We start from the raw sequence: 23,339 nt of genomic DNA, 5'->3' as shown, positions 1-23,339 counted from the left end.
ATATTCAGAATGAATCGAAAACAAATGCCCATTCGTTGGAAAATGACGATATTATCCTTTGGTGTAGTCCTGTTTGCGCTCATCATTGGATTTATTATATTTGTAGGAAAAGCGATTGAAATGAAGAAAGAAGAGTTGGGAAACCAGGCACTTATAACAGCCAGGACGGTAGCTAATCTTCCAACCGTGCAAAGCCATCTCGAGGATTCCGGAGGATGGGGTGAAATCCAGCCCATTGTAGAAAATATCAGGACGGTAAATGGCTCTGACTATATCGTCGTCCTCAATATGAACCGGATCCGTTACTCACACCCGTCCGATGAGCAGCTTGGAACCATCTCTGCAGGAAAGGATGAAGGCCCTGCTTTTGCCGAGCATAGTTATGTGACGACTGCTAAGGGTGAAATCGGTACGGCGGTCAGGGGGTTTGTTCCTATCATGAACGAACAGCACCAACAAATCGGTGTGGTCATTGTAGGTATCCTGCTCCCCTCTACACTCGATATAGTAAGGAATCTTCAAAATGAACTTATCATTATAGGTGCTATCACTCTCCTGTTCGGCATCATGGGTTCATGGTTATTAGCAAGACAAATAAAGAAAGATACCTTTCAGCTGGAACCACACCAAATTGGAAAACTCCTGGTGGAAAGGACCGCTACTTTTCAAGCCATGAATGAAGGCATCATTGCCATAGATAATCAAAATAGGATCACCGTCTTTAATGAGAAAGCCAAAGACATATTGGTGTTAAATGGAGATCCAACCGGAAAATCCATTCAAGAGGTACTTCCTTCTTCAAAATTACCGGACGTGTTACACAAGAAGGAACCGATTTATCATGAAGAAATGAGATTAGAGAACAAAATTGTACTAAGCTCCAGGGTCCCCATCTTGGTAAACGGAAGCATTGTCGGGGCCGTCGCCGTGTTTCAGGATCGAACGGAGATGACTCAACTGGCAGAAGAGCTGACTGGAGTGAAAGAATTCGTTGAGGCATTGAGGGTCCAAAACCACGAACACCAGAATAAATTACATACCGTTGCCGGTCTGATTCAATTAGAAGAAGGAGAGAAAGCTCTCGATTATATCTTTCAATCCTCTCAAGAAGAGGAACATCTTACCGCCTCCCTGACGAGGCAAATCAAGCTTGATAGTTTGACAGGATTACTATTGGGCAAGATCAGGAGAGGAAATGAAATGGGGATAGAAGTAAAGATCGATCCCGATAGCTACCTATCAACCCTTCCCCCGCTTCTGGATGAACATGATTTTGTCATTATCTTAGGTAACCTTATTGAAAATAGCTTTTATGCCTTAAAAGTTTCTGGAGAAGATTCCAAAGTCATTACTGTCTATTTAAAAGAAGACCCTGACACTTTTTACATTGAAATAGAAGATAATGGAACAGGCATGACAGACGAACAGCTTCCCCACTTATTTCAAAAAGGATACACCACCAAAGGGAACGATGGGTCAGGGATCGGTCTCTACTTGATTCATAGCATTATAGAGAAAGCAGACGGTCATATTAAAGTGGAGTCAACCCCGGGTGAAGGGACGTTATTCCAACTCACTTTTCCAATGAATGGAGGGAACGATTATGAAGGAAACGATTAACGTATTACTTATTGAAGACGATCCCATGGTTCAGGAAGTCAATCGAATGTTCATAGAACGTGTACCCGGCTTTAAAGTGTGTGCCATTGCCGGAAATGGACAGGAAGGAGCTGAAAAGGTTGCTTCCTATCAACCCGACCTTGTCCTTCTGGATAACTTTATGCCTAAACAAAATGGTCTTGAAACCTTACAAGCCTTTCGGAAGCAGGATACAGACGTGGACGTGATTGTCATATCTGCTGCACAAGATAAAGAAACCATCAAGACGATGATGAGACTAGGGGTATTCGATTACATCATTAAGCCTTTCAAGTTTGATCGATTGAAACAAGCTCTTGAGAAATACCGACTGTTTAAACATCAAATGACTGGAGAGGGATCGGTGGGACAGCAGGATTTAGATCAGCTTCAGGGTGTTCCCTCTACCATTAAATCCCCCTCGGTGAAGGAAGAATTACCAAAGGGGTTGAACCAGCAAACGTTACAGCAGATCATACAATTTATAAAAGACCAGAAAAGCCCCTTATCAGCAGAAGAAACTGCTGAAGGAATCGGTATTGCCCGTGTAACAGCCCGAAGATATTTAGACTACTTACAGAAATCAGGACAGGTTCAAATCATGATCGAGTATGGCAGTATTGGACGCCCGATCAATCGATATCAATGGCAGTAAGAATGAATGAGGATACGCCTCATTCTTTTTTTATTCTCCTCAACCGCACTCCCGGACCAAAAAGACCAAAACGTCCTTTAAGTTCTAAATATTCTCATTTTAATATGTAAGCGTTACCATATTTAATAGGTAACTTAAAGGAGGACGAAAAGATGAAAAAATTAAAATGGATTTCAATGGTGGCCATCATTTCATTACTACTAGCGGCATGTGGCAGTGATGGCGCAAGCAGCGGCGATTCAAGCAGTGGCGATGATTCTTCCAGCCAATCAATCGTATTTGGGACAGGTGGAACGTCCGGTGCTTATTATGCGATTGGCGGATCATTAAAACCAATTTTCGAGGAAAGTGATTCAATCGGGAATGTAACAGTAGAATCGACAGGAGCTTCTGTTGCCAATATACAGAACATTACGGACGGATTAAATCAAATGGCGATCGTCATGAGCGATGTTGCTTATGATGCAGCTGAAGGAAAAGGGCAGTTCGAAGGGAATAAAGTAGAAGTTCAAGCTCTTGCAGGCATGTACCAAAACGTTGTACAGGTAGTCGCTATGTCTGATAGCGGAATTAAGAGTATTGAAGATTTAAAGGGTAAGAAAGTAGGAGTCGGTCAGGTTGGTTCCGGCGTCGAACAAAGCGCGAAGAAAGTATTGGAAGCGGCCGGTTTAACGTATGATGACCTTGAAAAAGTCACTCACACAGGGTACGCGGATTCAGTTCAGGAAATGAAAAATGGCACACTTGATGCTGCATTCTTCACTTCAGGTGTCCCGAACAGTAATATTACTGACCTTATGCAGCAAAATGATGTATCGTTTGTTGAAATCAAAGGAGATCTTGCTGATAAGCTAATGGAGAAATACCCATTCTATAAAACATTTACGATTGAGTCAGGAGACGAAGCAAAATATAACCTGGATTCAAAAGTTGAAACCGTCGGGATCCAGAATATGCTGATTGTGTCGAAGGACGTAAGTGAAGACACAGTGTACGACTTAACAAAACGTTATTACGACTACTTAGGAACAGACGCAGTTGCAGTTGCACCGCTTAAAGAAGTCAACCGGGACGAAATGGCGAAGGGCCTCATCGCTCCCCTGCACCCGGGAGCGAAGAAGTTTTATGAAGAAAAAGGATTACTGGAATAATAGAGAAAGGGCATCAATCCTGGTGCCCTTTTCATTCTATCTATGAGAAAAAGAATCCTGGGTTCCTCTGCCCTGCTCCTTCTTACCCTTCTCGCCATTGTCCCGATGAACACGATCGTCTTATCCTATGAGAATAAAAATATAGTAGTGCAGCCTGTTTTCAACCAAATGGAATTTTCCATTCGCTGGACACATTCTGTTGAAAAAGAAGATTGGGAAGAATTTTTCCACATAAAAGATAACACCATCAACTTGACCTCCACCCGTTTTAAAACATTTGGTGCCGGTGTTCCGGATAACGCAGGCGAGGACACCTATATTAAAGATGGCTGGGTGTATATGACGAATATCCATCAACCGATTGGAGACACATTGCGCTTCCAGACAGGTAAGAATACGAATCATCGTATTTCATTAAACGAACGAACTCTAGTACTCGATTCTCAGCGGTCCTACCAATTATCCGTCAGGTCGGTCCCTATGTATGAACTGATTTATATGATTGTAAATGATTAAGCGAGGTGACTCATGATGAAAAAACAAAAGAACACATTTGTGGAAGAGTTGGATCGGGAGGGAAATACGAGAAGCGGGTTTCCCAAAGTGATTGGTCTATTTATTTTAGTATTGGCAGCCGGGATTGCTCTCTTCCATTTATACACGTCTTATGCAGGGGCGTTAGTCGATGTAAAGCAGCGAAGCATCCATTTATATGGATTGATGGCCATCGGATTTATCCTTTACCCTTTTATCAGTAAAAAGAAAGGCCTGCCTGTTCCATTTTATGACTATATCTTAAGCGGCTTGTCCTTATTCGTTGGCATTTATATGTTATTCAGTGCGGAGCGCATCATTAAAATGGGGGGACAAATCAACGATACCGATTTCATCGTCGGAATACTCGTCATTGTCCTTCTTCTCGAACTGACAAGGCGTGTGACCGGCTGGGGCCTGACCCTTCTTGCCGTTGGATTTTTAATCTACGGTCTCTATGTAAAGCTGGCCATCTATCCGGAATTGAATTCTCAAATCACATTGACTGTGACAAAGAAAATGATTTCCCAGCTTGTATATATTACGGAGGGGATTCTTGGTACAGCGATCGGCGTGTCAGCAAGCTACATCATTCTCTTTATCTTATTTGGAGCATTCCTTAGCCGCTCTGGCATGGGGAAATTATTTAATGACCTGGCCCTGGCAGTTGCAGGACACACAAAAGGCGGTCCTGCTAAAGTTGCCGTGATTGCCAGTGGATTTCTTGGTTCCATCAATGGTTCGGCTGTTGCCAATGTCGTGACAACCGGGGCTTTTACCATTCCATTGATGAAAAAGATCGGCTATAAAAAAGAATTTGCAGGGGCGGTCGAATCAGCGGCAAGTGTCGGCGGGCAGATCCTTCCTCCCATCATGGGGGCAGCCGCCTTCATTATGGCAGAGAATCTAAATATTCCTTATACCAAAGTGATTATGGCAGGCATCATCCCTGCCCTGCTATTCTACATCGGTATCCTGCTTCAGGTGCACTTTAGAGCTTCCAAGCGCGGATTGCACGGAGTACCGAAGTCAGAATTGCCATCCGTGAAAGCGGTACTGGCCGAAAGAGGGCATTTAATCATCCCGATGGTGATTCTCCTGTACCTATTATTCTCAGGAAAAACACCTTTCTACGCTGCGTTCTGGTCGATTTTAGCAACGATTATCATTTCCGGTTCAAAGCAGGTACTAACGCTATTTACCCTACTCGGAGTATTTTTCATTTTCCAACCACAGGTGAATGGCCTCCTTTCCGGAGAAGGCATCCCTCCCCTCAAAAGCGGATGGTGGGAACTCCTGTTGATTGTGGTATTTCCATTAATGGTTAATCTCGTTAGAAAAACAAAAAATCTGGAAGCAGAAGAAATTGGCTTAAAGGATTGCGTACAAGCATTGGAAGAAGGAGCGAAAACGACGATTCCGGTTGCAGTTGCCTGTGGTGCTGTTGGAATTGTCGTAGGAGTTGCCTCACTGACTGGAGTTGCACTTGAGCTCGCAAACAGTATTGTCGGTATTGGTGAAATGATCGACAGCCCGCTCCTTCAGCTCGTTATTACTTTACTGCTGACCATGATCACTTCCATCGTGCTGGGCATGGGCTTACCAAGTATCCCAACCTATATCATTACGAGTACCATGGCAGCACCGATTCTTTTACAGCTGCCACTGTTCCGTGAACTGGCCGGGTCGACGGAAACGGCCGTGTTTGTTGCTCACATGTTTGTGTTCTACTTTGGAATCTTTGCAAATATCACACCGCCTGTCGCCCTGGCAGCCTTTGCCGGAGCAGGCATCAGTGGCGGTGATCCGACTAAGACCGGATTCCAGGCGATGAGACTTGCGATTGCAGGGTTTATCGTGCCGTTTATGTTTGTGTTTTCCCATGAAATGCTGATGGTTGATGCATCTGTTACGAGTATTCTTGTCCTGACCGTTACATCTGTTATCGGAGTGTTTCTGTTGTCGGTTTCCATCGAGGGTTTTTTCAAGAAGAAAATCCCTGTCAGTATGCGCTTGATAAGTGCAGTAGCCGCTTTTCTCCTGATCTATCCTGGCTGGATGACGGATATCATTGGCTTCACCGTCTTCGTCTTTGTTCTGTTTTGGAATTACCAAGGAAAGGGTAAACCGATGAATAAGGAGATCAATATTACCAATTAAACGAGGTGGATTTTAATGGATTTTGGTTTAAAAAATAAAGCAGTGATTGTCACTGCTTCCAGTAAAGGATTAGGAAAAGCAACGGCACTCGAGCTTGCAAAAGAAGGAGCTCACGTGCTTATTTCCAGCCGAAATGAAGAAGAGCTTCAATCTACTGCAAAAGAAATCATTGAACTGTCCGGGAATCACCAAGTCTATTTTGCAACATGTGACATGACGAAACCAGAAGACATTCAAGCACTCGTTGAAACAGCGGTAAATAAACTTGGAGGAGTCGACATTCTCGTCAACAACACAGGAGGTCCACCTGCAGGGGGCTTCCAGCAATTCGATGATGAAGACTGGCAATATGCCTTTGAGCTTAACCTGCTCAGCTATATCCGTACCATCAGAGAGGTTATTCCCCATATGAAAAAGAATAAGGGCGGACGGATCGTCAATATCGCTTCTTCCTCCACGAAGCAGGCAATTGATGGTCTGATTCTATCCAACACCTTCAGAACGGGAATTGTCGGCTTATCGAAGAGCTTATCAAGGGAACTGGCCCAGGATCATATTCTCATCAACACGGTAGGTCCTGGTAGGATCGCAACAGAACGAGTGGCTCAGTTGGATCAATTAAACGCAGATAAACAAAATGTTCCCCTTGAGGAATTTAAGAAGCAAAGTGAAAAAGCGATTCCTATGGGAAGGTACGGCGAGCCTGAAGAATTTGCCCGGGCCATTACCTTCTTAGTTTCAGACGCCAACACTTATTTAACCGGTCAATCCCTCGTCGTTGATGGCGGATTGGTTACCGCACTATAAAAAAAGCAAAGCCCCAATGGCTATTACCATTGGGGCTTTGCTTATTCTGTTTATACCGTAACTTTCCCACCGTTAGGCTCGCAACCCGTCCGTATGATCATCTCAATCGTCTCATTCGACATATCCAAATGGGACACCCCGGTACCTTCCATCAGGTCTTGAGTATTGCGATCATCAAACGTCAACGCCCCTGCCAGATACACCTTGAACACATCAATCAAGGTATTAAGCTTTACTTCCTCTTCATCTAACTCGTACTCACCCGTGTTTTCAACGACCGATAAGTTCTCAAATTGAAGAGCTTCTTTTAACATCTTCAAAAGCTCGATGTTCTCAGGAGGATTCGGATTCGTAATATGATAGATTTTGTTCGCTTGGGCTTTTTCTGGAGCCAGGCTTAGAATGTCCGCCACATAATCCACGGGAACAAGATTGGAAGTACCGTTCTTCGCTGCAACCAGTCTGTAGGTCCGCTCTTCTCCCTTGCGCCTTGCAGTCTTACGCTTAAACACCCCGAGAGCACGCATAAACCCATACAGTGTGAATTGGGAGTCCGCTTCCCCCGTTTTAGAATCTCCTACAATAATAGCCGGGCGGAAAATGGACACATCCATCTTGTTTCTATATGAATAAACAAGGTGTTCTGATTTCACTTTACTTTCTTCATAAGGATTATGGAACTCTCCATCTGTTGGATAGAGCTCCTCCACCCCTTTGTTAAGCTTCCCGACTGTGTAAGCCGTACTCACATAATAAAATTTCTTCACTTGCAGGAGTGAAGCTAATTCAAGGATATGCTTGGTACCATCGTAATTAGCAGCAAACAACTCATCACGCAATTCCAAATCAAACTTAACAAGAGCAGCGAGGTGATAAACCGCATCAATCTTCCCTGTTAACCATTCAAGATCATCCTTACTCAAGCCGGCATTTGGAATGGTAATATCCCCTTGAAAAATATGAAGCCTCTTTTGCTCATCCCCTTGAAAGGAATCTCTTAATCTTTCAGCCTTCTCTACATTTCTCACTAAAATATAGACTTCGTTCTCTTTATGTTGTAAAAGATTCTTGATGAGCCTCCCACCAAGAAAACCTGTTGATCCCGTTAAAAACAAATTCAAATTGATCACTCCTGTTGACTTTCAACCTCTAGGGCTATTTTGTCTATCATAGCACATATTGAAAGCGGAATCGTCGTTAATGAGAGAGTTGGAACATGATGTCAAAATGAAGCAGAGGGACGGACCTCCTATTCGTAATCTGGAGGTCCGTCCCTCTCTTATTTCGGACCTTATAAAAAAACGGTGAGCATATGCCTGCTCACCGTTTTTGGATTACCAGCTATCATAAAATCTCTTTGTCACTTCTACCGTATGCGTACTGCCTCCCGCTTCTTCTACGTCTTCAAGAAGCACGGCAAGTACCATCGTCGGGTCATTCTGATCATAGGACACAAATAATCCATTTTCCGTCCCGGTTGTTCCCTGTTCTGCTTTGATTTCTGCCGTACCTGTTTTACCGGCAATGGCTTTTCCTTTAACATTGGCTTTCGTTGCAATTCCTTCTGTGACTACTTTTCGCAGATCGGTTTTCAGCATATCTGCTTGCTCTTTCGTCAGTAACTTTTCTTTCCACACTTCATGTTCTTCGTCCACTAAGAGTCTTGGCTTCATCATGGTCCCATCGTTGATGATTCCGCCATAGGCGCTGGCCAGGTGAATGATGCCCATGAGAACTTCCCCTTGACCAAAGGCTGAATCAGCCAGTTGGACTTCTTTGGAGATGGTTCCGTCGTTGGAAATTTGTGATTTATAAATTGGATAGGAAGATGGAATTTCCTCTCCAAATCCAAAGTCCTTCAAACCGGCAATAAAGGTATCTGCCCCCATCTCTAATCCCACTCGGGCAAAATAGATGTTATCCGAGAATTTCAACGCACTTTCCAAGTCCACCTTACTCTCATTATCAAAGACACGGACGACCTTGTAATTCCCCCACGAATCATCCTTTTGCCACTTCTTCCCCGTAATATCATAGACCTTATTTGGATCCAGCTTTCCAGATTTTAATCCAACGGAAGCAGTGATGCCCTTCATGGTTGATCCAGGTGAATACGCAATGGGAAAACGATTACGTAATGGCTTTTTCGGATCGTCCGCCAACTTTTTGTATTTTTCAGAGGACATGCCTAATACAAAATCATTCGGATCATAGGCTGGTGTACTGACCAGTGCCAATGCTTCACCGGTTTGAGGATTGAGGGCAGCCGCTGTCCCTGCTTCACTCTTCATTTGTTCATAAAGCTTCTTTTGCATTTCGGCGTCGATGGTCAAGGTGATGTTTTTGCCATCTTCCACTTGTTGTTCTGCAACGGTCACTACTTCTTCTGAGTCTTCTTTTTTCAAATAAATCCGCTGACCATCTTTTCCTCTTAATTGGTCTTCATATACTTCTTCAGCACCACTAAGCCCCATCAATGATTGAGCTGTATAGCCTTCACCTTTTAGTTTCTCCAGCTTTTCTGCAGTAAGCTTTCCTATATATCCGGTCAGGTGGGCGGCAGCTTCCCCATATGGGTATTCTCTTGCAGGCACTCGTTTAGAGTACAGACCTCCTAATTCAATAACTTCCAGAGCTAAAGGTCGTGCGCTGAGGGCAATCTTTTTAATCGGCACAAAAAACTCCGGTTTCACCCAGCTCTGATCAAGCTTGCCCTGAATCGATTCCGCTGACATATCAAGCAGCGATGAAAGCTTCTTTAGGTCACTCTCGTTAAACTCTTTCGGTACGATTCCCAGCTCAAATGCTTCTCCATTCATCGCAAGGGGTTGTTGATTCCGGTCAAGTATGTCGCCACGTTTAGCAGATATACTTTCCACACCTACTTTATCTCCCTTTTCCATTTCCGGCAGGATGAAAGAAGGCTCCCAATCTACAAACCAATTTTCATCTTCACCTTGTTTTTCTTTCGTTAAAGTGATTTCTTTTTCGTACGAAACCTCACCAGCCAAAGTATTGAATGAAACAGTCAATGGAAATACCGCTTTTGTTTCCTTGTCCCAGTCCACTTCTTTTTCCGGCTTTTTAAAAGTTACCTTAACATCCTTCACTTCTAAATCTTCATAGATGTCCTTGTATCTCGTGACGAAATCTTCTTTCTTGAACGACTCTTTAGTTGACGAGTTTAGATACTCGTTGAACATGCTTTCAAATTTTTCTTTATTCCAAAGATCGACGTATTCCTGCAAGCGATCATCAGGCTTTGGCTTCTCTTGACATCCGGCAACCAACAGACTGAAAGTGACAAAGAGACAAACCAACATGACTTTTCTAAACATATGTACCGACAACCCCTAAATTAGACTTTTTATCTCACTTCTAATTCTTTCAAAAATAACAAATATTTTCAAATTTAATGTATCTATATGCTTTTACCTCTCGGTTATGATGATATCCTAGAAGAGCAGCGAAATTTGTCGTATTTTGAATAGTGGCAGATAAACTCATAAATGGCACCCAAATCCGAAACACTGCAGATAAATCTCAAATACGGCACATCCCACCGCCAAAAGCCCGGAATGTCAACCACTCCCCCACCCAAACCCAATTTCCACCATCTTTTCCTCACAATCCCCATCTTTTCTCCACCATACATAATGCATTTCTTTAAAAATTTGTTATAATAGTACATCGTAAGAGTAATAAGGAACAGAATCCTAAGATTATATCTTGCAAATATAAATCGATAGGTGGAAATAAACATGAAAAATTATCGAGTACTACTGTATTACAACTATGTAGCTATTGAGAATCCTGAGGAGGTTACTGCCCAGCATAAGGAATTGTGCAAGGAGCTAGGCCTAATGGGACGTATTCTGATTTCTTCTGAAGGAATCAACGGAACATGTTCCGGTACGATCGAACAGACAGATGCTTATATGGAAGCGATGAGACAGGACTCTCACTTCTCGGACACTGTGTTCAAAATTGACGAAGCTGATGGTCATGCCTTCAAGAAATTGAAAGTGAAGCACCGTCCAGAGTTAGTGACACTTCGTCTGGAAGATGATGTGAATCCGAATGAACTCACTGGTAAATACCTTGAGCCAAAGGATTTCTTTGAACAAATTCAGCAGGAGGATACGATCCTTCTTGATGCACGTAACGACTATGAATATGAACTGGGACACTTCAGAGGAGCCGTGAAGCCCGATATCGAAAACTTCCGTGATCTTCCGAACTGGGTCCGCGATAATAAAGATAAGCTGGAAGGCAAGAAAATCATTACGTATTGTACAGGTGGTATCCGTTGTGAAAAATTCTCAGGCTGGTTAGTGAAAGAAGGCTTTGAGGATGTAGCGCAATTGCACGGTGGAATCGTCACCTATGGCCAGGACCCGGAAGTGAAAGGTCAGCTATGGGACGGTCAGCTTTATGTATTCGATGAGCGTATCGGTGTTCCTGTCAATCAGACAGAGCATGTCATTGTCGGGAAAGACTACTACACAGGTGAACCTTGTGAGCGCTACGTAAACTGTGCGCACCCGCCTTGTAACAAAAAAATCCTTTGCTCGGAAGAAAATGAGCATAAATATATGAGAAGCTGCTCGGATGAATGCCGTAAGAGCCCTGAAAACCGCTACATTGAAGAGCATGGTTTGACGGAGGAAGAAGTGGCAGAGCGTTTGGCAGTGATTGAAAGTGAGAAAGAGACGGCAACAACCTAATAGATTTAAAAGAGAACTGGATTTTAATTCCAGTTCTCTTTTTGGTTTTACCGTCTCTCTCTCTTCTGACTCTTCATATACTTCTTCTCTTCCTTGGTCGACAACAATCCTGTTGCTCTTCCGATATTCCCGTTTCTCATTTTCCAAACAGCATTATGATCGCTGACTGCATTTGAGAAGTCTCCTTCTTTCCAGCTCACTAAGATTTCGTTGTAGGTATGTTCATGCTTATATTTGTTAATCTCTAATTGTGAAAGCAAGTAATCGATTCGCTCATCGGTGATTTCAAAGTACGACCATTTTTCATCTGCCTCAACCTTCTGATGACTCATAGCGTGTATGTATTGCTGGATCAGATCTTCGCTTAACTGCGTTTTTACTTTTTCTCCGAATGGGTTTTCTTTGCCTGTTTTGGTTTGCGGTGCAGTGGTTTCTACACCCGCAGTCGATACAACGTCAGTCTGGGTTGTACCTTCAGTTGTGCTGGTATTGTTTAAACTGCCTACAGCGATATACACTCCGATGGCCGTTAAGAGCAGGACGCTCGCCACTATGACGACAAATGATTTTTTTTGTAGCATGATGATACTCCCCCTGTATGCTATGGAATCTGTGTTTTTTCTGTAGTACTTCCTTCTATATTTTAGGCTAAATGTCCTGCAAGTTTTTGTAAACGAATTGTAATGCTACCATATTTTTCATTGATACAAAAGAGATAGTCACTAAGTTGGTTGTATTTCCCATCTAACTGCTATATCATGACTCAATATTTGTGAATTGATTTCCACAATACATAAAGGGAGCTTTGATAGATTTGAAGAATCAGACGTGGTTGTCCGTTTAGTTCTTTGCGATTTTTTTCACTTGGGGAATTTTCATACCTTATTGGACAGCGTGACTGGTGGAAAGTAAGGACTTTTCCATTTCGGCTGCAAGTGCGGTGATTGCGGTTGGGGTGATTGCGCGGTCGTTTTCGAGCTTTTTCTTATTTCCGAAGTTGAGTCAGACGGTTTCGTTGGGGAGACTTTCTCGTTGGCTAGTGTTGATATCCGGAGCTTCATTTTTGCTGTTCCTGCCTATGATTCTTTCGGGATGATTTTGGTGTATATGGTGTAATTCAGCCTTGTGTATCCGACGGTAGAGAGCATGGCGGCTGTCATGATGAAGGAAAATGGAATTGATTATGGCCGGAGCCGTTCGTAGGGATCGATTGGATATACGGTTGCACTGCTTTTGGTTAGATTTCTGACGTCTCTATTTACCGAGGGTGCAGTGATTTATCTGTTATTCGGTGGAATTGTTGTGATATTGCTGTCTTCGTTGGCAAAGTTACCTCAGTCCATGAGTGATACCCGTGTTCAGGAGAAGCTTTCATGCCGGGGACTGCTGAAATCCCGTAAGTTTGTCTGGACGATGGTTGTGCTGATTCAGGGAGCTCATGCTTCTTACTATAATTATGGTGTCCTTTATTTGAAGGTTTATATCGGTGTGATTTAAAATATTGACGTGCTATCTGAAATCCTGTTCTTTGCGTTTTCAGATCGACTGTTAAAGGGGAAAAGCACTTCCGTCCTGTTTATGATAGTAGCAGGGGCTGCTGTGACGCGTTGGACATTGTTGTTCCTATTCCCCAGCACCCCTGTGTTCATCTTTACCCAAATCTTTCACTCTCTAACCTTCGGATTGACACATTATGCTTTTATGCGGTTGATTTATGAAGAATTGGAGAACAAAGACATCCGTGCTACCCAGGGAGTGTATACTTCGTTGGGTATGGGATTAAGTACGGCGATCCTGACGTATATCGGTGGATTCTTGTATGATATATCTCCAGGTTCTGTGTTTCTAGGGATGGTTGTTGTGGCTCCTTGTGTGGTGCTTGGTGAATGGATGTATTGGAAGTATGACCGTGTACTGGGTGGTGTGTTCTCTTATTAATAGAAATGTTTGGGAGGTCGTTCAGGGTGTAGATCCTTGGCGGTTTTTTTATGTGAACGGTTAATTAAACATCCGTGTCGAGTTTTTCTTTATGCGCATGGCAATATGACCAATCAAAAACGCCCCACCCATACCAGGCAGGACGCTCCATAGAATTAGTTAAATCTCTTATATCCGACAAACTTAGGATTCCAATACGTATTACTTAACTTCGATATCGTTACCCCGTTGTCTGAAGCGTGGACGAATTCGCCGTTTCCAACATAGATCCCCATATGGCTGATGCCGGCTTTGTACGTATTCTCGAAGAATACCAGGTCGCCTGCTTTCGGGCTCGAAACGAAGGATGATTTGCTATAGTAACCTTCTGTGTTCGTACGTGCAATCGATTGTCCTGCTTGATTGAATACATAGTAGATGAATCCGCTGCAGTCGAAGCCTGATGGTGATGTTCCTCCCCATGCGTATGGAGTTCCTACATACTTCTTCGCGATATCGACTACGTTGGAAGATGGTGTTTGAGTTCCGCCATCAGACGTTCCTTTAACAGAAAGCTTCTGACCGACATAAATGTTATCGGAGGTTAATCCGTTCCATGACTTGATGGATGAAACACTCACATCATAGCGAATCGCGATGTGGGATAAGGTGTCTCCCGATTGGACGGTATAGGTACTAGAGTCTGATGGTGGCGGCGTGCTTGTTCCTCCTGAAGAAACGATCAGCGTTTGGCCAGGATAAATGACATCACTCTTTAGATTGTTCCATGCTCTAAGTTCAGCCAGATACACATCGAATTTCACACCGATTTTTGACAGGTAATCCCCTGATTGTACGGTATATGTTTTAGCAGAAGCGCTTGGTGCTGATACTTCAAGGACTTGGTTTACATAAATCATGTCGGAGCTCAGGTTATTCCAGCTCTTCAGGTTTGAAACAGATGTATCATATTTATACGCAATCACCGAAAGGGAATCCCCTGATTGTACGCGGTAAGAAGCCGCTTCCGATGAATTGACAGCAACTGACGAAAGTAATGCAGCAGTAGTAAAGGCAATAATGGTTTTCTTCAAAAAAATGTCTCCTTTATCGATAATGTCGAATTTTGTTGCTTGTCCATTATGGAGGAAGAAGACTGATATTTTAATAGGCTAAAATTCTTATATGAAGAAAAATAAGGAAGAAACCCCAGTATAATAAGGTTTAGTAATTTATGGTTAAATTGCCATAATCGGTAACTCTGTTAAAAAGGTTGTGCCTGCCCGTTACTATTGCATATCGTTTTAATAGACGAATGTTTTTATAGGTGAATGTCCTTATTTCCCCCAAAACCCAGGTCATCCCCTGCCTCACGCACTTTAGAAATTTATGGTTGCGCTCCCATTGCTGTAATCACCACTTTATAGGTCTTTACTCTCTATTATTCCCAATATTATTCACCCTCTCTCCTTTCCTATGGACCAGCCGATCCCAGGCGCCCCCTCCCTAATACCCAATACTGAATTCCATCAAGAAAATTCTGAATGACAAGACGATTTTTATAGATTAAAATTAATAGAATTTATATTTATGTAAACAAGGGGCGGGTTGGATTGGCGGGAAAAATTAGGCTGTCAAACTTTGAATCTCTCAGGGTACTTTCGATGGTCATGATCGTCTTGTTGCATTTCGGTACCTATGGATTTTCAAAATATATTGCGATATCAGAATTAAGCACAGTGAATCAATTTCTTTTCCATTTCATAAAGGTGCTTTGTATCGTCGGGGTCAATGTGTATGTGCTAATAAGCGGGTATTTTATATGTAAGTCACAATTTAAGATGAGCAAAGCGTTCAGGGTCGTGCGGGAAACATTCATTTTCTCGGTTCTTATTTTTGCCGGATTGACCGTTTTACAATTAACGGATGGATCCTATACGAGCTTCATCAGATCGGTATTCCCGGTGTATCTGTCCACCTACTGGTTCATCACCGTGTACATCGTATTGTTTATGCTTTCACCTTATTTAAATATCTTGATTAATCAGCTATCAAAGAAAGATTACGGGAAATTTCTCTTCCTATTATTTATGATCAATTGTGTATGGCAGTTCTTCCATCCGTTGGGGAGCTTCGGGGTGAACGGTGGCTATAGCATCGTGCATTTCATCTTTCTTTATTTTGTGGCGGGCTATTTAAGACACCATGGACAGTTCCTGTCTTCCTTAAGCAAGCACTTTTATTTAAGCGTTTACATATTACTGGGAGCCGTTACGGCCTTGGTCATACTGCAATCGTGGGAATTACCATTTAAGCTGTTATCATATAACTCCCCTGTCATTGTGGTGATGTCACTTGCTCTGTTCCTCTTCTTCTCGAAGCTTACGTTTGTATCAAGGCCCATTAACTTCATATCCGGATATGTATTAGGGGTTTATTTGATCCATGAGCATCCGTTGATCAGGCAGCGGTTGTGGAATAATGTGATGGAATGGATGAGCACGGGGAATGAATCTTTATTGATTGTTCAATATCTGCTATATGCGGTTCTGATATTCGGGATTTGCTTGGGGATTTCTTATGTGGTTTATTCGATGATCAATTATAAGACACTATTGAAGAAAAAGGATACAGTTAAAAAGGTGAAGATGGCCGGTTGATGGCATCTTGGAATGAAAGAAATCACGCCAGCTGACGATCAGCTGGCTTTTTTTCATTGGAATTACTGAGGAATTATCCGAAAATGGTTTACATTTAGTAAAAACAGGTAAATTTACATATAAGTGTAAAATATTTAGGAGGGATACTTTGGAAGCTTTGATTTATTTGTTCAATATTATTATTGCTGTCTACTTATTTATGGATGCCAAAAAACATGACAAAAATCCATGGTTGTGGGGGATTCTAGGACTGCTGTTCAGTTTCATCACATTAGGGATCTACTGGATCATAACGGGCAAGAAACTTTTGGGATGGTTGATTCTCATCGCCTATATCGTTTGGATCATATTAGGGTTTATTGGTGTAGTTGCAGTTGGTATGTTTGATGCCCTTAATTAAATGATGGAAAGAAGATGTCTGCTTTGTTTGGCAGATGTCTTTTTTATCACTCGAAAGGAGGTTCCATATGTGGGAGGGATATACCAAGAAGGTCGACAAAGGCTTCGAACTGGATTATTTCAGGCTCAGTTATAGAAGGAAAATGATTCGAACTCTTTGGATGACCCTGCTTCTCCCTGTTTTATATTTTTTATTAAGATATATGGGCTTGGACCTTTTCTATACTTGGATCTTTCTGGCGGTCTTCTTGCTTGGTCATCTGGCACAACTTTATTATACCTATTATATGTGGAACAAATATGAGAGAGATCGCGTAAAGGGTAGATTGTAATTGAAGACACTTTCCCGGGTGGCAGGGGGTGTCTTCTTGTTTGTTTAGATGCAAATTAAAAAGTCACTCAACCATTCGCATAGGTGTTGTTTTTCTACATAGGTTCTGTTAAAGCACTGTCAATTTAAAAGGAATCATTCTCAAAAAGTTGATTGGAGCGGAAATCAACTTGCACTCTCCACTTACAGATTTTTGTTTTGACTACATCCAAATGAAACCGCTACACTTTTCCATTGACAACCTGTATATACATGAATACAATAAGAGTATATCTTGTATATACAACTAGCCCCCTACTAAATGAAAGCGTTTCGTTTTATCGGATGTTTTTTACGAAAGCATACACAGAAGCGTTTTCCACATACTATTTAGGGGAATTCCATTAATAGAAATGAAAGCGGGTTCAAGACAACTTTCGACATTTTTCCGGGAGTTGCCATGCACCATACCTAAAGGAGGGAATTTCATGAGCGTGAAACGTGAAGACGTTCTGGAAATTATTGAAGCGATTGGCGGCAAGGATAATATCCGCACGGCCACTCATTGTGTGACTCGTCTTCGGTTGGTACTGAATGATGAGAAAAAAGTGGATAAGGAAAGATTAGAAGCGATTGATCTGGTGAAGGGTTCATTCTCTTCCAATGGTCAGTTTCAAGTTGTCATCGGACAAGGTCTTGTAAATAAAGCGTATCAAATTTTAGCAGAGGAAACAGGGATTGAGCAGGCATCGAAACAGGATGTGAAGGATGCCGCTACTCAAAACCTGAATCCATTGCAGCGTGCGATCAAAGTATTGGCGGATATTTTCATTCCGATTCTGCCTGCGATCGTTACAGCCGGTTTGTTGATGGGTCTGAATAATATTTTGACCGGGCCGGGGATTTTCTATGATGAGAAATCGGTCATTGATGTTCATAAGCAATGGGCAGATATTGCTTCGATTATTAACTTGATTGCCAACACGGCCTTTGTGTTCCTGCCCGGGTTGATTGGTTGGTCAGCGGTCAAGCGTTTTGGTGGAAGTCCATTACTCGGTATCGTATTAGGTCTTATGCTGGTTCATCCGGACTTACTTAACGCCTGGTCTTATGCAAGTGCAGAAAAGATTCCTACGTGGAACTTATTCGGATTAGAAGTCGACAAAATTGGGTATCAAGGACAAGTTCTACCGATTCTATTTGCTTCCTATCTATTAGCGAAAATTGAAATGTTCTTGGATAAGAGAGTTCACGATTCCATCAAGCTCTTAGTAGTGGCACCAGTTGCACTCTTAATTACTGGATTTGCTTCATTTATCTTGATTGGACCGGTTACGTTCTTTATCGGTAACCTATTAACTGACGGTGTCGTTTGGGTATTCGACTCTGCTTCTTGGTTAGGTGGATTGCTGTATGGTGGATTGTATGCGGTGATGGTTATCACAGGTATGCACCATACCTTCCTTGCAGTAGACTTACAGCTAGTCGGAAGCCAAGGTGGAACATTCCTATGGCCAATCCTGGCACTATCGAATATCGCACAAGGCTCAGCAGCGCTTGCCATGATGTTTGTAGCGAAGAAAGAAAACGAAAAGCTTCGTGGCCTGGCAGGTACGTCAGCCATCTCTGCTTATTTAGGAATTACGGAACCGGCAATGTTCGGGGTTAACCTGCGCTACCGCTATCCATTCATCAGTGCCTTGATCGGGTCTGCCATCGGTGGTGTACTGTTAGCGATGACAGGAACAAAAGCATTCTCCATCGGTGTAGGCGGATTACCTGGATTCCTATCGATCATTCCTGAATACTGGCTATCATTCTTTATCGGAATGGCCATCTGTATCGTCGTACCATTCGTCCTGACAATGGTATGGTCAAAATTCAGCAAAAACGAAGCAGTCTAATAAATATAGAGAGAAAATAGTTGTAACAACTTGTATATACAAGTTAAACTAAGGGGGACAAATCAATTCAAGCCACTCGCCTGCGTTTCAGGTTAAGTGTGATGGATGGTTGTCTCCCTTTTGTTTAGGGACGGACCTTCATAAAGCTTGAAGTGGTGCGGAATGTCCGGTCTCATGGGTAGAAAATTAGAGAAATATGTGTTGGAGGTCCGTCCCTCTTTCGTAATGCAGGGACGGACCTTATGATAGCAAGATCACAGAAGAGTCATGTTTGACGGCCATGATGGTGCATAAGTGAAATGGATTGAGGTCCGTCCCTCAAAATTTAATGTAGGATGGTGTTTTAGATATGAAGCAGCCTTGGTGGAAGAAGTCGGTTGTTTATCAGATTTATCCGAAGAGTTTTTATGATACGTCGGGGAATGGCGTTGGGGATATTAGGGGGATTACGGCGAAGTTGGATTATTTGAAGGAGCTTGGGATTGATGTGGTGTGGCTGACGCCGATTTACAAGAGTCCTCAGCGCGACAATGGTTACGACATTAGCGATTACTTCAATATTCATGATGAGTATGGGACGATGGAAGATTTCGATGAGCTATTAGAACAGGCTCACCAGCGTGGGATTAAGATCATTATGGATATCGTGATCAACCATACTTCCACGGAGAATCAGTGGTTCATTGAGTCCCGTAAATCGAAGGATAACGAGTACCGTGATTTCTATATTTGGAAGGACGGCAAGCCTGATGGTTCCGAGCCGACAAACTGGCAGTCCAAGTTCGGCGGCAACGCTTGGCAGTATGATGAAGAAACAGGTCAGTACTATCTTCACCTCTTTGACGTGACGCAAGCTGACCTAAACTGGGAGAGCGATGAAGTCCGCAAGAAGCTATATGACATGATGCACTTCTGGCTGAAAAAAGGCGTCGACGGCTTCCGCTTGGACGTAATCAACCTAATCTCCAAGGATCAGGACTTCCCTGACGATGACGGTTCGGTCGCACCTGGAGACGGACGAAAGTTTTACACAGACGGTCCCAAGGTCCACGAGTATATGCAGGAAATGAACAAGGAAGTCTTCTCTCAATATGACATCATGACGGTTGGAGAAATGTCTTCTACAACGATCGATCACTGTATCAAATATTCGAAACCTGACCGCAACGAACTCAGCATGACGTTTAATTTCCACCATCTGAAAGTAGATTACCCTAACGGTGAGAAATGGTCTGTTGCTGACTTTGACTTTCTTAAGCTGAAGGACATCCTTTCTACCTGGCAGCGTGAAATGTACAAAGGCGGAGGCTGGAATGCCCTATTCTGGTGTAACCATGACCAGCCTCGCATCGTCTCCCGCTACGGAAATGACGGGGAGTACCATAACGAATCAGCGAAAATGCTCGCGACGACGATTCATATGATGCAGGGCACTCCTTATATTTATCAGGGTGAAGAGTTCGGGATGACCAATCCTAAGTTCACCAACATTGATGAGTATCGTGATGTTGAGTCCATCAATATCTTCAATATTTTAAAAGAACAAGGTAAGTCTGAAGAAGAGATTTTAGAAATTCTGCGTCACAAGTCCCGTGACAACTCAAGAACGCCGGTGCAGTGGAATGGGGAAGAAAATGCCGGATTCACGAGCGGCACTCCTTGGATTCCGGTGGCGAAGAACTATAAGGAAATCAATGCTGAACAAGCGCTGAAAGACGAAAACTCTGTCTTCTATCACTACCAGCAGCTGAACCGTCTTCGCAAGGAATATGACATCATTGTGGATGGCGACTATCAGCTGATTCTGGAAGATCACCGTGACATTTTTGCTTATGTCCGCAACGGTGAAGGTGAAAAACTACTTGTGGTGAACAACTTCTATAGTCATGAAGCAGAGTTCTCTCTTCCTGATGAGGTCGATGTTGAAGGCTGGTCGAGCGAGGTATTGTTGTCTAACTACGAAGATACGGCGAATGAGCATAAGAACATAACGTTACGTCCTTATGAGTCTGTTGTGTTTCATTTTACAAAATAAGTATTAATAAATTTAAGAACGTTTAGAGGTGGATGATTCTCTGAACGTTCTTTCTTTGATATAACATGAATAATGGTTTAAATAGGAAAATAGTGGGTATTGTAAATCATGACAAAGAACCATTTCAATATTGGAGAAGGAAATATATGAATAAACTGAAAGTCAAACAATCTGTAAGAACTGCACTTTTATTGTATAGCATCATCATGGGTATAAGCGGGATCATAATGTTCTCTGTATTACTTCTCTGGGTGATTCCCAAAGACCAGATTCCAATTGTAGTAGTCCCCTTATCCGCAATGGCTTTATTTCTATTCGGGTCTTGCGCCATTGCACTCATTCTTCGTATGAAATTCTTCAGAAAAGACACAAATGGAGGCAACACCAATGATTTCTGATAAAACTATGATTAGAAAATATTCCCGGATCGGATTACTATTTTTCGCCATCATGGCATTTATCGGTGGTACTGTACCCATCGCCATGATTAGTCCCGATGTCTTCTCCAATGAATCGTTACCGGAGCAACTTCCGGCATTCATAATCATCGCTGTGGTAAACTATAGCTTTGCGTTTCTTCTACTTTTTATTCGTTGGAAGTTGATTAAAAAGAAGAACTTCGATAATACCAACCACTTTGTTAACCTATATGTAAATTAGGTTAATATTAATAATTAATTATGGCATAATAAATTAAAAAGGAGTTTTTCACCATGAACACTTCTATTAGAGTCATAGATACCCTTCAAGAGATGGAACAGAAAAGGCTGGAGCTCCAAGAGTTTGCACTCGCGCACGGTTTCCTGCACCCAACGACCCTCCGGCTAAGCCGGGAGCTTGATGAAATATTTAATCATTACTCTTCCTTGCATTGAATGCATTCAAAAACAGACTGAGGCGGATACAATCCGCCTCAGTCTGCACTATTGCTATTCAGTAGCTCCCTCTTCCCCTTCACTAGCTAAAAAGAAAATCGCCGCAACCTTCCATCCATCTTCTTTCTTATGGAAGACGGTTACTTGCTTACCGGAACGGGTCACTTCTTTATCACTGTTCGGGTCCTTCGTCGTCGCTTCAATATCAGCATAAACATCTGCTTTTTTACCGGCAGCGTAATTAATAATCTTCACGTTTTCAACCGTACGCTTTGAATCGACGGAGTCAAATATCTGTTTCACATAGCGCTCTTCGTCCGCGTATTCGAAATTCACCGGGGTCTTCGAGATGACACTCATGTATGATTCAAAGTCTTCTTCGTTAAATGCATTGATATATTGATCAAAGGCTGCGTTGATCGCCGTTTTCTCTTCTTCCGGGATACCCTCTGCTTCTTTCAGCTCGCTCGCATCCTCAACGATTTGTGTCATCTGATTCAGAGATGCCGCTTCATCTGTTGCCGGGTCTTCACTTGGCTTTACCTCTTCCGTACTGTTTGTGTTCTCTTCCTTCTTCTCTTCGTCTGCACCACAAGCACCCAATAGTAATGTACTCATGCCAATTCCCAACATGATTTTCTTCCAATGCTGTTTCGACAATGCTCTTCACCCTTTTCTAAAATTTGCGCTATCTCCATTCTATTGAAAATATTCACAACACTCAAGTTCAATCTCATTTCTTCCTATTAATTATGGTAAAATAATAGCAGGTGATATTATGACGAAAAGCAATAAATACAAACAAATCTTCGAGGATCTCTCTGAAAAAATACAAAATGGTACCTATACAGCGGGTTCGATCCTGCCTTCGGAAAACGAGCTCTCGGTGATGTATTCCACTTCACGTGAGACCATTCGTAAAGCGCTTACATTATTGGCTCAAAAAGGGTTCATTCAGAAGCTGCGTGGAAAAGGGTCCCTCGTACTCGATGTGTCGCGGATGAGCTTTCCGATTTCAGGGCTTGTGAGCTTTAAAGAGCTGCAGACTTCTATGGGTCGGGATCAGATTGAGACATTCGTTCATGACTTTGGATTAATGCATGCGGATGATCAGGTAGCTTCACAGCTCGAGACTCCTGCAAACGCTGAAGTCTGGAAAGTCGTCCGCTCCCGTCAAATCAGCGGGGAAAAAATTATATTGGATAAATCCTATTTTCTGAAAGAACAAGTCCCTTTGTTGACGAAAGAAATATGCGAGAACTCCATTTATGAATATCTGGAGAGCGAGCTGGAGCTTCCGATCGATTTTGCCAAAAAAGAGATTGTTGTGGAAAAGTGTACCGATGAGGACCGGGAATATCTTGATTTAGATAGATATGATCATGTGGTGGTCGTGAAGAATTATGTGCACTTGAAGGATGCGACGCTATTTGAATATACCGAATCGAGACATCGGTTGGATATGTTCCGGTTTGTTGATTTTGCGCGGAGAAAGCATTAGGGTGAGTCCACTTCCTAGTTGGGGAGTGGATTTTTTAGTGATACGCTGTTTTGACAGTCAAGTAAC

General features: G+C 42.6%; 23 protein-coding genes. 18 read left to right on the top strand and 5 right to left on the bottom strand.

The window, feature by feature from the left end:
- Positions 1-9: 9 nt before the first annotated feature.
- The 6 genes from ACOSV2_RS15905 (at position 10) to ACOSV2_RS15880 (ending at position 6,945) form a co-directional block, all read left to right on the top strand.
- Positions 10-1,620 (top strand): ATP-binding protein, encoded by a 1,611-nt coding sequence (locus ACOSV2_RS15905; RefSeq protein WP_428975997.1) that lies wholly within the window; start codon positions 10-12, stop codon positions 1,618-1,620.
- Entirely contained in the window at positions 1,604-2,293 is a 690-nt protein-coding gene (locus ACOSV2_RS15900; RefSeq protein WP_428975996.1) for a response regulator, read from the top strand. Before ACOSV2_RS15905 ends, ACOSV2_RS15900 begins: the two co-directional genes overlap by 17 nt.
- Before the next feature lie 152 nt (positions 2,294-2,445).
- Positions 2,446-3,444 carry a TAXI family TRAP transporter solute-binding subunit gene (locus ACOSV2_RS15895; protein WP_428975995.1) on the top strand — a complete coding sequence of 333 codons (999 nt, stop codon included), beginning with the start codon at positions 2,446-2,448 and terminating at the stop codon, positions 3,442-3,444.
- A gap of 42 nt (positions 3,445-3,486) precedes the next feature.
- The gene (locus tag ACOSV2_RS15890; protein ID WP_428975994.1) at positions 3,487-3,960 is read left to right on the top strand and encodes a DUF1850 domain-containing protein; all 474 of its coding nucleotides are present in this window, start codon (positions 3,487-3,489) and stop codon (positions 3,958-3,960) included.
- A 12-nt stretch (positions 3,961-3,972) separates the two neighbouring features.
- Complete coding sequence (locus ACOSV2_RS15885) at positions 3,973-6,138, top strand: TRAP transporter permease (protein WP_428975993.1); 2,166 nt, start codon at positions 3,973-3,975, stop codon at positions 6,136-6,138.
- 15 nt (positions 6,139-6,153) lie between these two features.
- The gene (locus tag ACOSV2_RS15880) at positions 6,154-6,945 is read left to right on the top strand and encodes an SDR family oxidoreductase (RefSeq protein WP_428975992.1); all 792 of its coding nucleotides are present in this window, start codon (positions 6,154-6,156) and stop codon (positions 6,943-6,945) included.
- A gap of 50 nt (positions 6,946-6,995) precedes the next feature.
- Here the strand turns inward: ACOSV2_RS15880 and ACOSV2_RS15875 are convergent, their stop codons facing one another.
- Positions 6,996-8,075, bottom strand: a complete 1,080-nt coding sequence (locus ACOSV2_RS15875; RefSeq protein WP_428975991.1) for an SDR family oxidoreductase — start codon at positions 8,073-8,075, stop codon at positions 6,996-6,998.
- Positions 8,076-8,279: 204 nt separating this feature from the next.
- Positions 8,280-10,283, bottom strand: coding sequence for a penicillin-binding transpeptidase domain-containing protein (locus ACOSV2_RS15870; protein WP_428975990.1), 2,004 nt, complete (start codon positions 10,281-10,283; stop codon positions 8,280-8,282).
- A 423-nt stretch (positions 10,284-10,706) separates the two neighbouring features.
- On the opposite strand from ACOSV2_RS15870, the gene trhO reads away from it, so the two are divergent.
- Positions 10,707-11,672, top strand: coding sequence for an oxygen-dependent tRNA uridine(34) hydroxylase TrhO (gene trhO, locus ACOSV2_RS15865; protein ID WP_428975989.1), 966 nt, complete (start codon positions 10,707-10,709; stop codon positions 11,670-11,672).
- Between the two features lie 47 nt (positions 11,673-11,719).
- On the opposite strand, the gene ACOSV2_RS15860 is transcribed toward trhO, so the two are convergent.
- Positions 11,720-12,253 (bottom strand): DUF6241 domain-containing protein, encoded by a 534-nt coding sequence (locus ACOSV2_RS15860; RefSeq protein WP_428975988.1) that lies wholly within the window; start codon positions 12,251-12,253, stop codon positions 11,720-11,722.
- 652 nt (positions 12,254-12,905) lie between these two features.
- Between ACOSV2_RS15860 and ACOSV2_RS15855 the strand changes: the two genes are divergently transcribed.
- Both ACOSV2_RS15855 and ACOSV2_RS15850 read left to right on the top strand, forming a co-directional pair.
- Positions 12,906-13,169, top strand: coding sequence for a hypothetical protein (locus tag ACOSV2_RS15855; RefSeq protein ID WP_428975987.1), 264 nt, complete (start codon positions 12,906-12,908; stop codon positions 13,167-13,169).
- Between the two features lie 9 nt (positions 13,170-13,178).
- Complete coding sequence (locus ACOSV2_RS15850) at positions 13,179-13,610, top strand: MFS transporter (RefSeq protein WP_428975986.1); 432 nt, start codon at positions 13,179-13,181, stop codon at positions 13,608-13,610.
- Positions 13,611-13,765: 155 nt separating this feature from the next.
- Here ACOSV2_RS15850 and ACOSV2_RS15845 read toward each other — a convergent pair whose 3' ends face one another.
- Complete coding sequence (locus ACOSV2_RS15845; protein ID WP_428975985.1) at positions 13,766-14,683, bottom strand: C40 family peptidase; 918 nt, start codon at positions 14,681-14,683, stop codon at positions 13,766-13,768.
- Positions 14,684-15,202: 519 nt separating this feature from the next.
- Between ACOSV2_RS15845 and ACOSV2_RS15840 the strand changes: the two genes are divergently transcribed.
- The 8 genes from ACOSV2_RS15840 to ACOSV2_RS15805 all read left to right on the top strand — a co-directional run bounded on the left by ACOSV2_RS15840 (position 15,203) and on the right by ACOSV2_RS15805 (position 21,772).
- The gene (locus ACOSV2_RS15840; RefSeq protein ID WP_428975984.1) at positions 15,203-16,249 is read left to right on the top strand and encodes an acyltransferase; all 1,047 of its coding nucleotides are present in this window, start codon (positions 15,203-15,205) and stop codon (positions 16,247-16,249) included.
- A 148-nt stretch (positions 16,250-16,397) separates the two neighbouring features.
- On the top strand, positions 16,398-16,649 hold the full coding sequence (locus tag ACOSV2_RS15835) for a hypothetical protein (protein ID WP_428975983.1): 252 nt from the start codon (positions 16,398-16,400) through the stop codon (positions 16,647-16,649).
- Positions 16,650-16,716: 67 nt separating this feature from the next.
- Complete coding sequence (locus tag ACOSV2_RS15830; RefSeq protein ID WP_428975982.1) at positions 16,717-16,980, top strand: hypothetical protein; 264 nt, start codon at positions 16,717-16,719, stop codon at positions 16,978-16,980.
- 466 nt (positions 16,981-17,446) lie between these two features.
- Positions 17,447-18,862, top strand: coding sequence for a PTS system trehalose-specific EIIBC component (gene treP, locus ACOSV2_RS15825; protein WP_428975981.1), 1,416 nt, complete (start codon positions 17,447-17,449; stop codon positions 18,860-18,862).
- A 349-nt stretch (positions 18,863-19,211) separates the two neighbouring features.
- Positions 19,212-20,897: an alpha,alpha-phosphotrehalase gene (gene treC, locus ACOSV2_RS15820; protein WP_428975980.1), complete on the top strand. Its 1,686-nt coding sequence runs from the start codon at positions 19,212-19,214 to the stop codon at positions 20,895-20,897.
- A gap of 146 nt (positions 20,898-21,043) precedes the next feature.
- The gene (locus tag ACOSV2_RS15815; RefSeq protein WP_428975979.1) at positions 21,044-21,295 is read left to right on the top strand and encodes a hypothetical protein; all 252 of its coding nucleotides are present in this window, start codon (positions 21,044-21,046) and stop codon (positions 21,293-21,295) included.
- A complete protein-coding gene (locus ACOSV2_RS15810) occupies positions 21,285-21,557 on the top strand; it encodes a hypothetical protein (protein WP_428975978.1) in 273 nt (90 codons plus the stop codon). The genes ACOSV2_RS15815 and ACOSV2_RS15810 overlap by 11 nt, the downstream gene beginning before the upstream one ends.
- Positions 21,558-21,610: 53 nt before the next feature.
- Entirely contained in the window at positions 21,611-21,772 is a 162-nt protein-coding gene (locus ACOSV2_RS15805; protein WP_428975977.1) for a Spo0E family sporulation regulatory protein-aspartic acid phosphatase, read from the top strand.
- A gap of 54 nt (positions 21,773-21,826) precedes the next feature.
- On the opposite strand, the gene ACOSV2_RS15800 is transcribed toward ACOSV2_RS15805, so the two are convergent.
- Complete coding sequence (locus ACOSV2_RS15800) at positions 21,827-22,432, bottom strand: hypothetical protein (protein WP_428975976.1); 606 nt, start codon at positions 22,430-22,432, stop codon at positions 21,827-21,829.
- A gap of 118 nt (positions 22,433-22,550) precedes the next feature.
- Here ACOSV2_RS15800 and treR point away from each other — a divergent pair, with 118 nt between their 5' ends.
- The gene (treR, locus tag ACOSV2_RS15795) at positions 22,551-23,273 is read left to right on the top strand and encodes a trehalose operon repressor (protein WP_428975975.1); all 723 of its coding nucleotides are present in this window, start codon (positions 22,551-22,553) and stop codon (positions 23,271-23,273) included.
- Positions 23,274-23,339 lie beyond the last annotated feature (66 nt).

The organism is Rossellomorea sp. DUT-2, assembly GCF_052665285.1.
The sequence above is the reverse complement of the archived record's forward strand: the minus strand, read 5'-3'. Positions and strand labels throughout refer to the sequence as shown.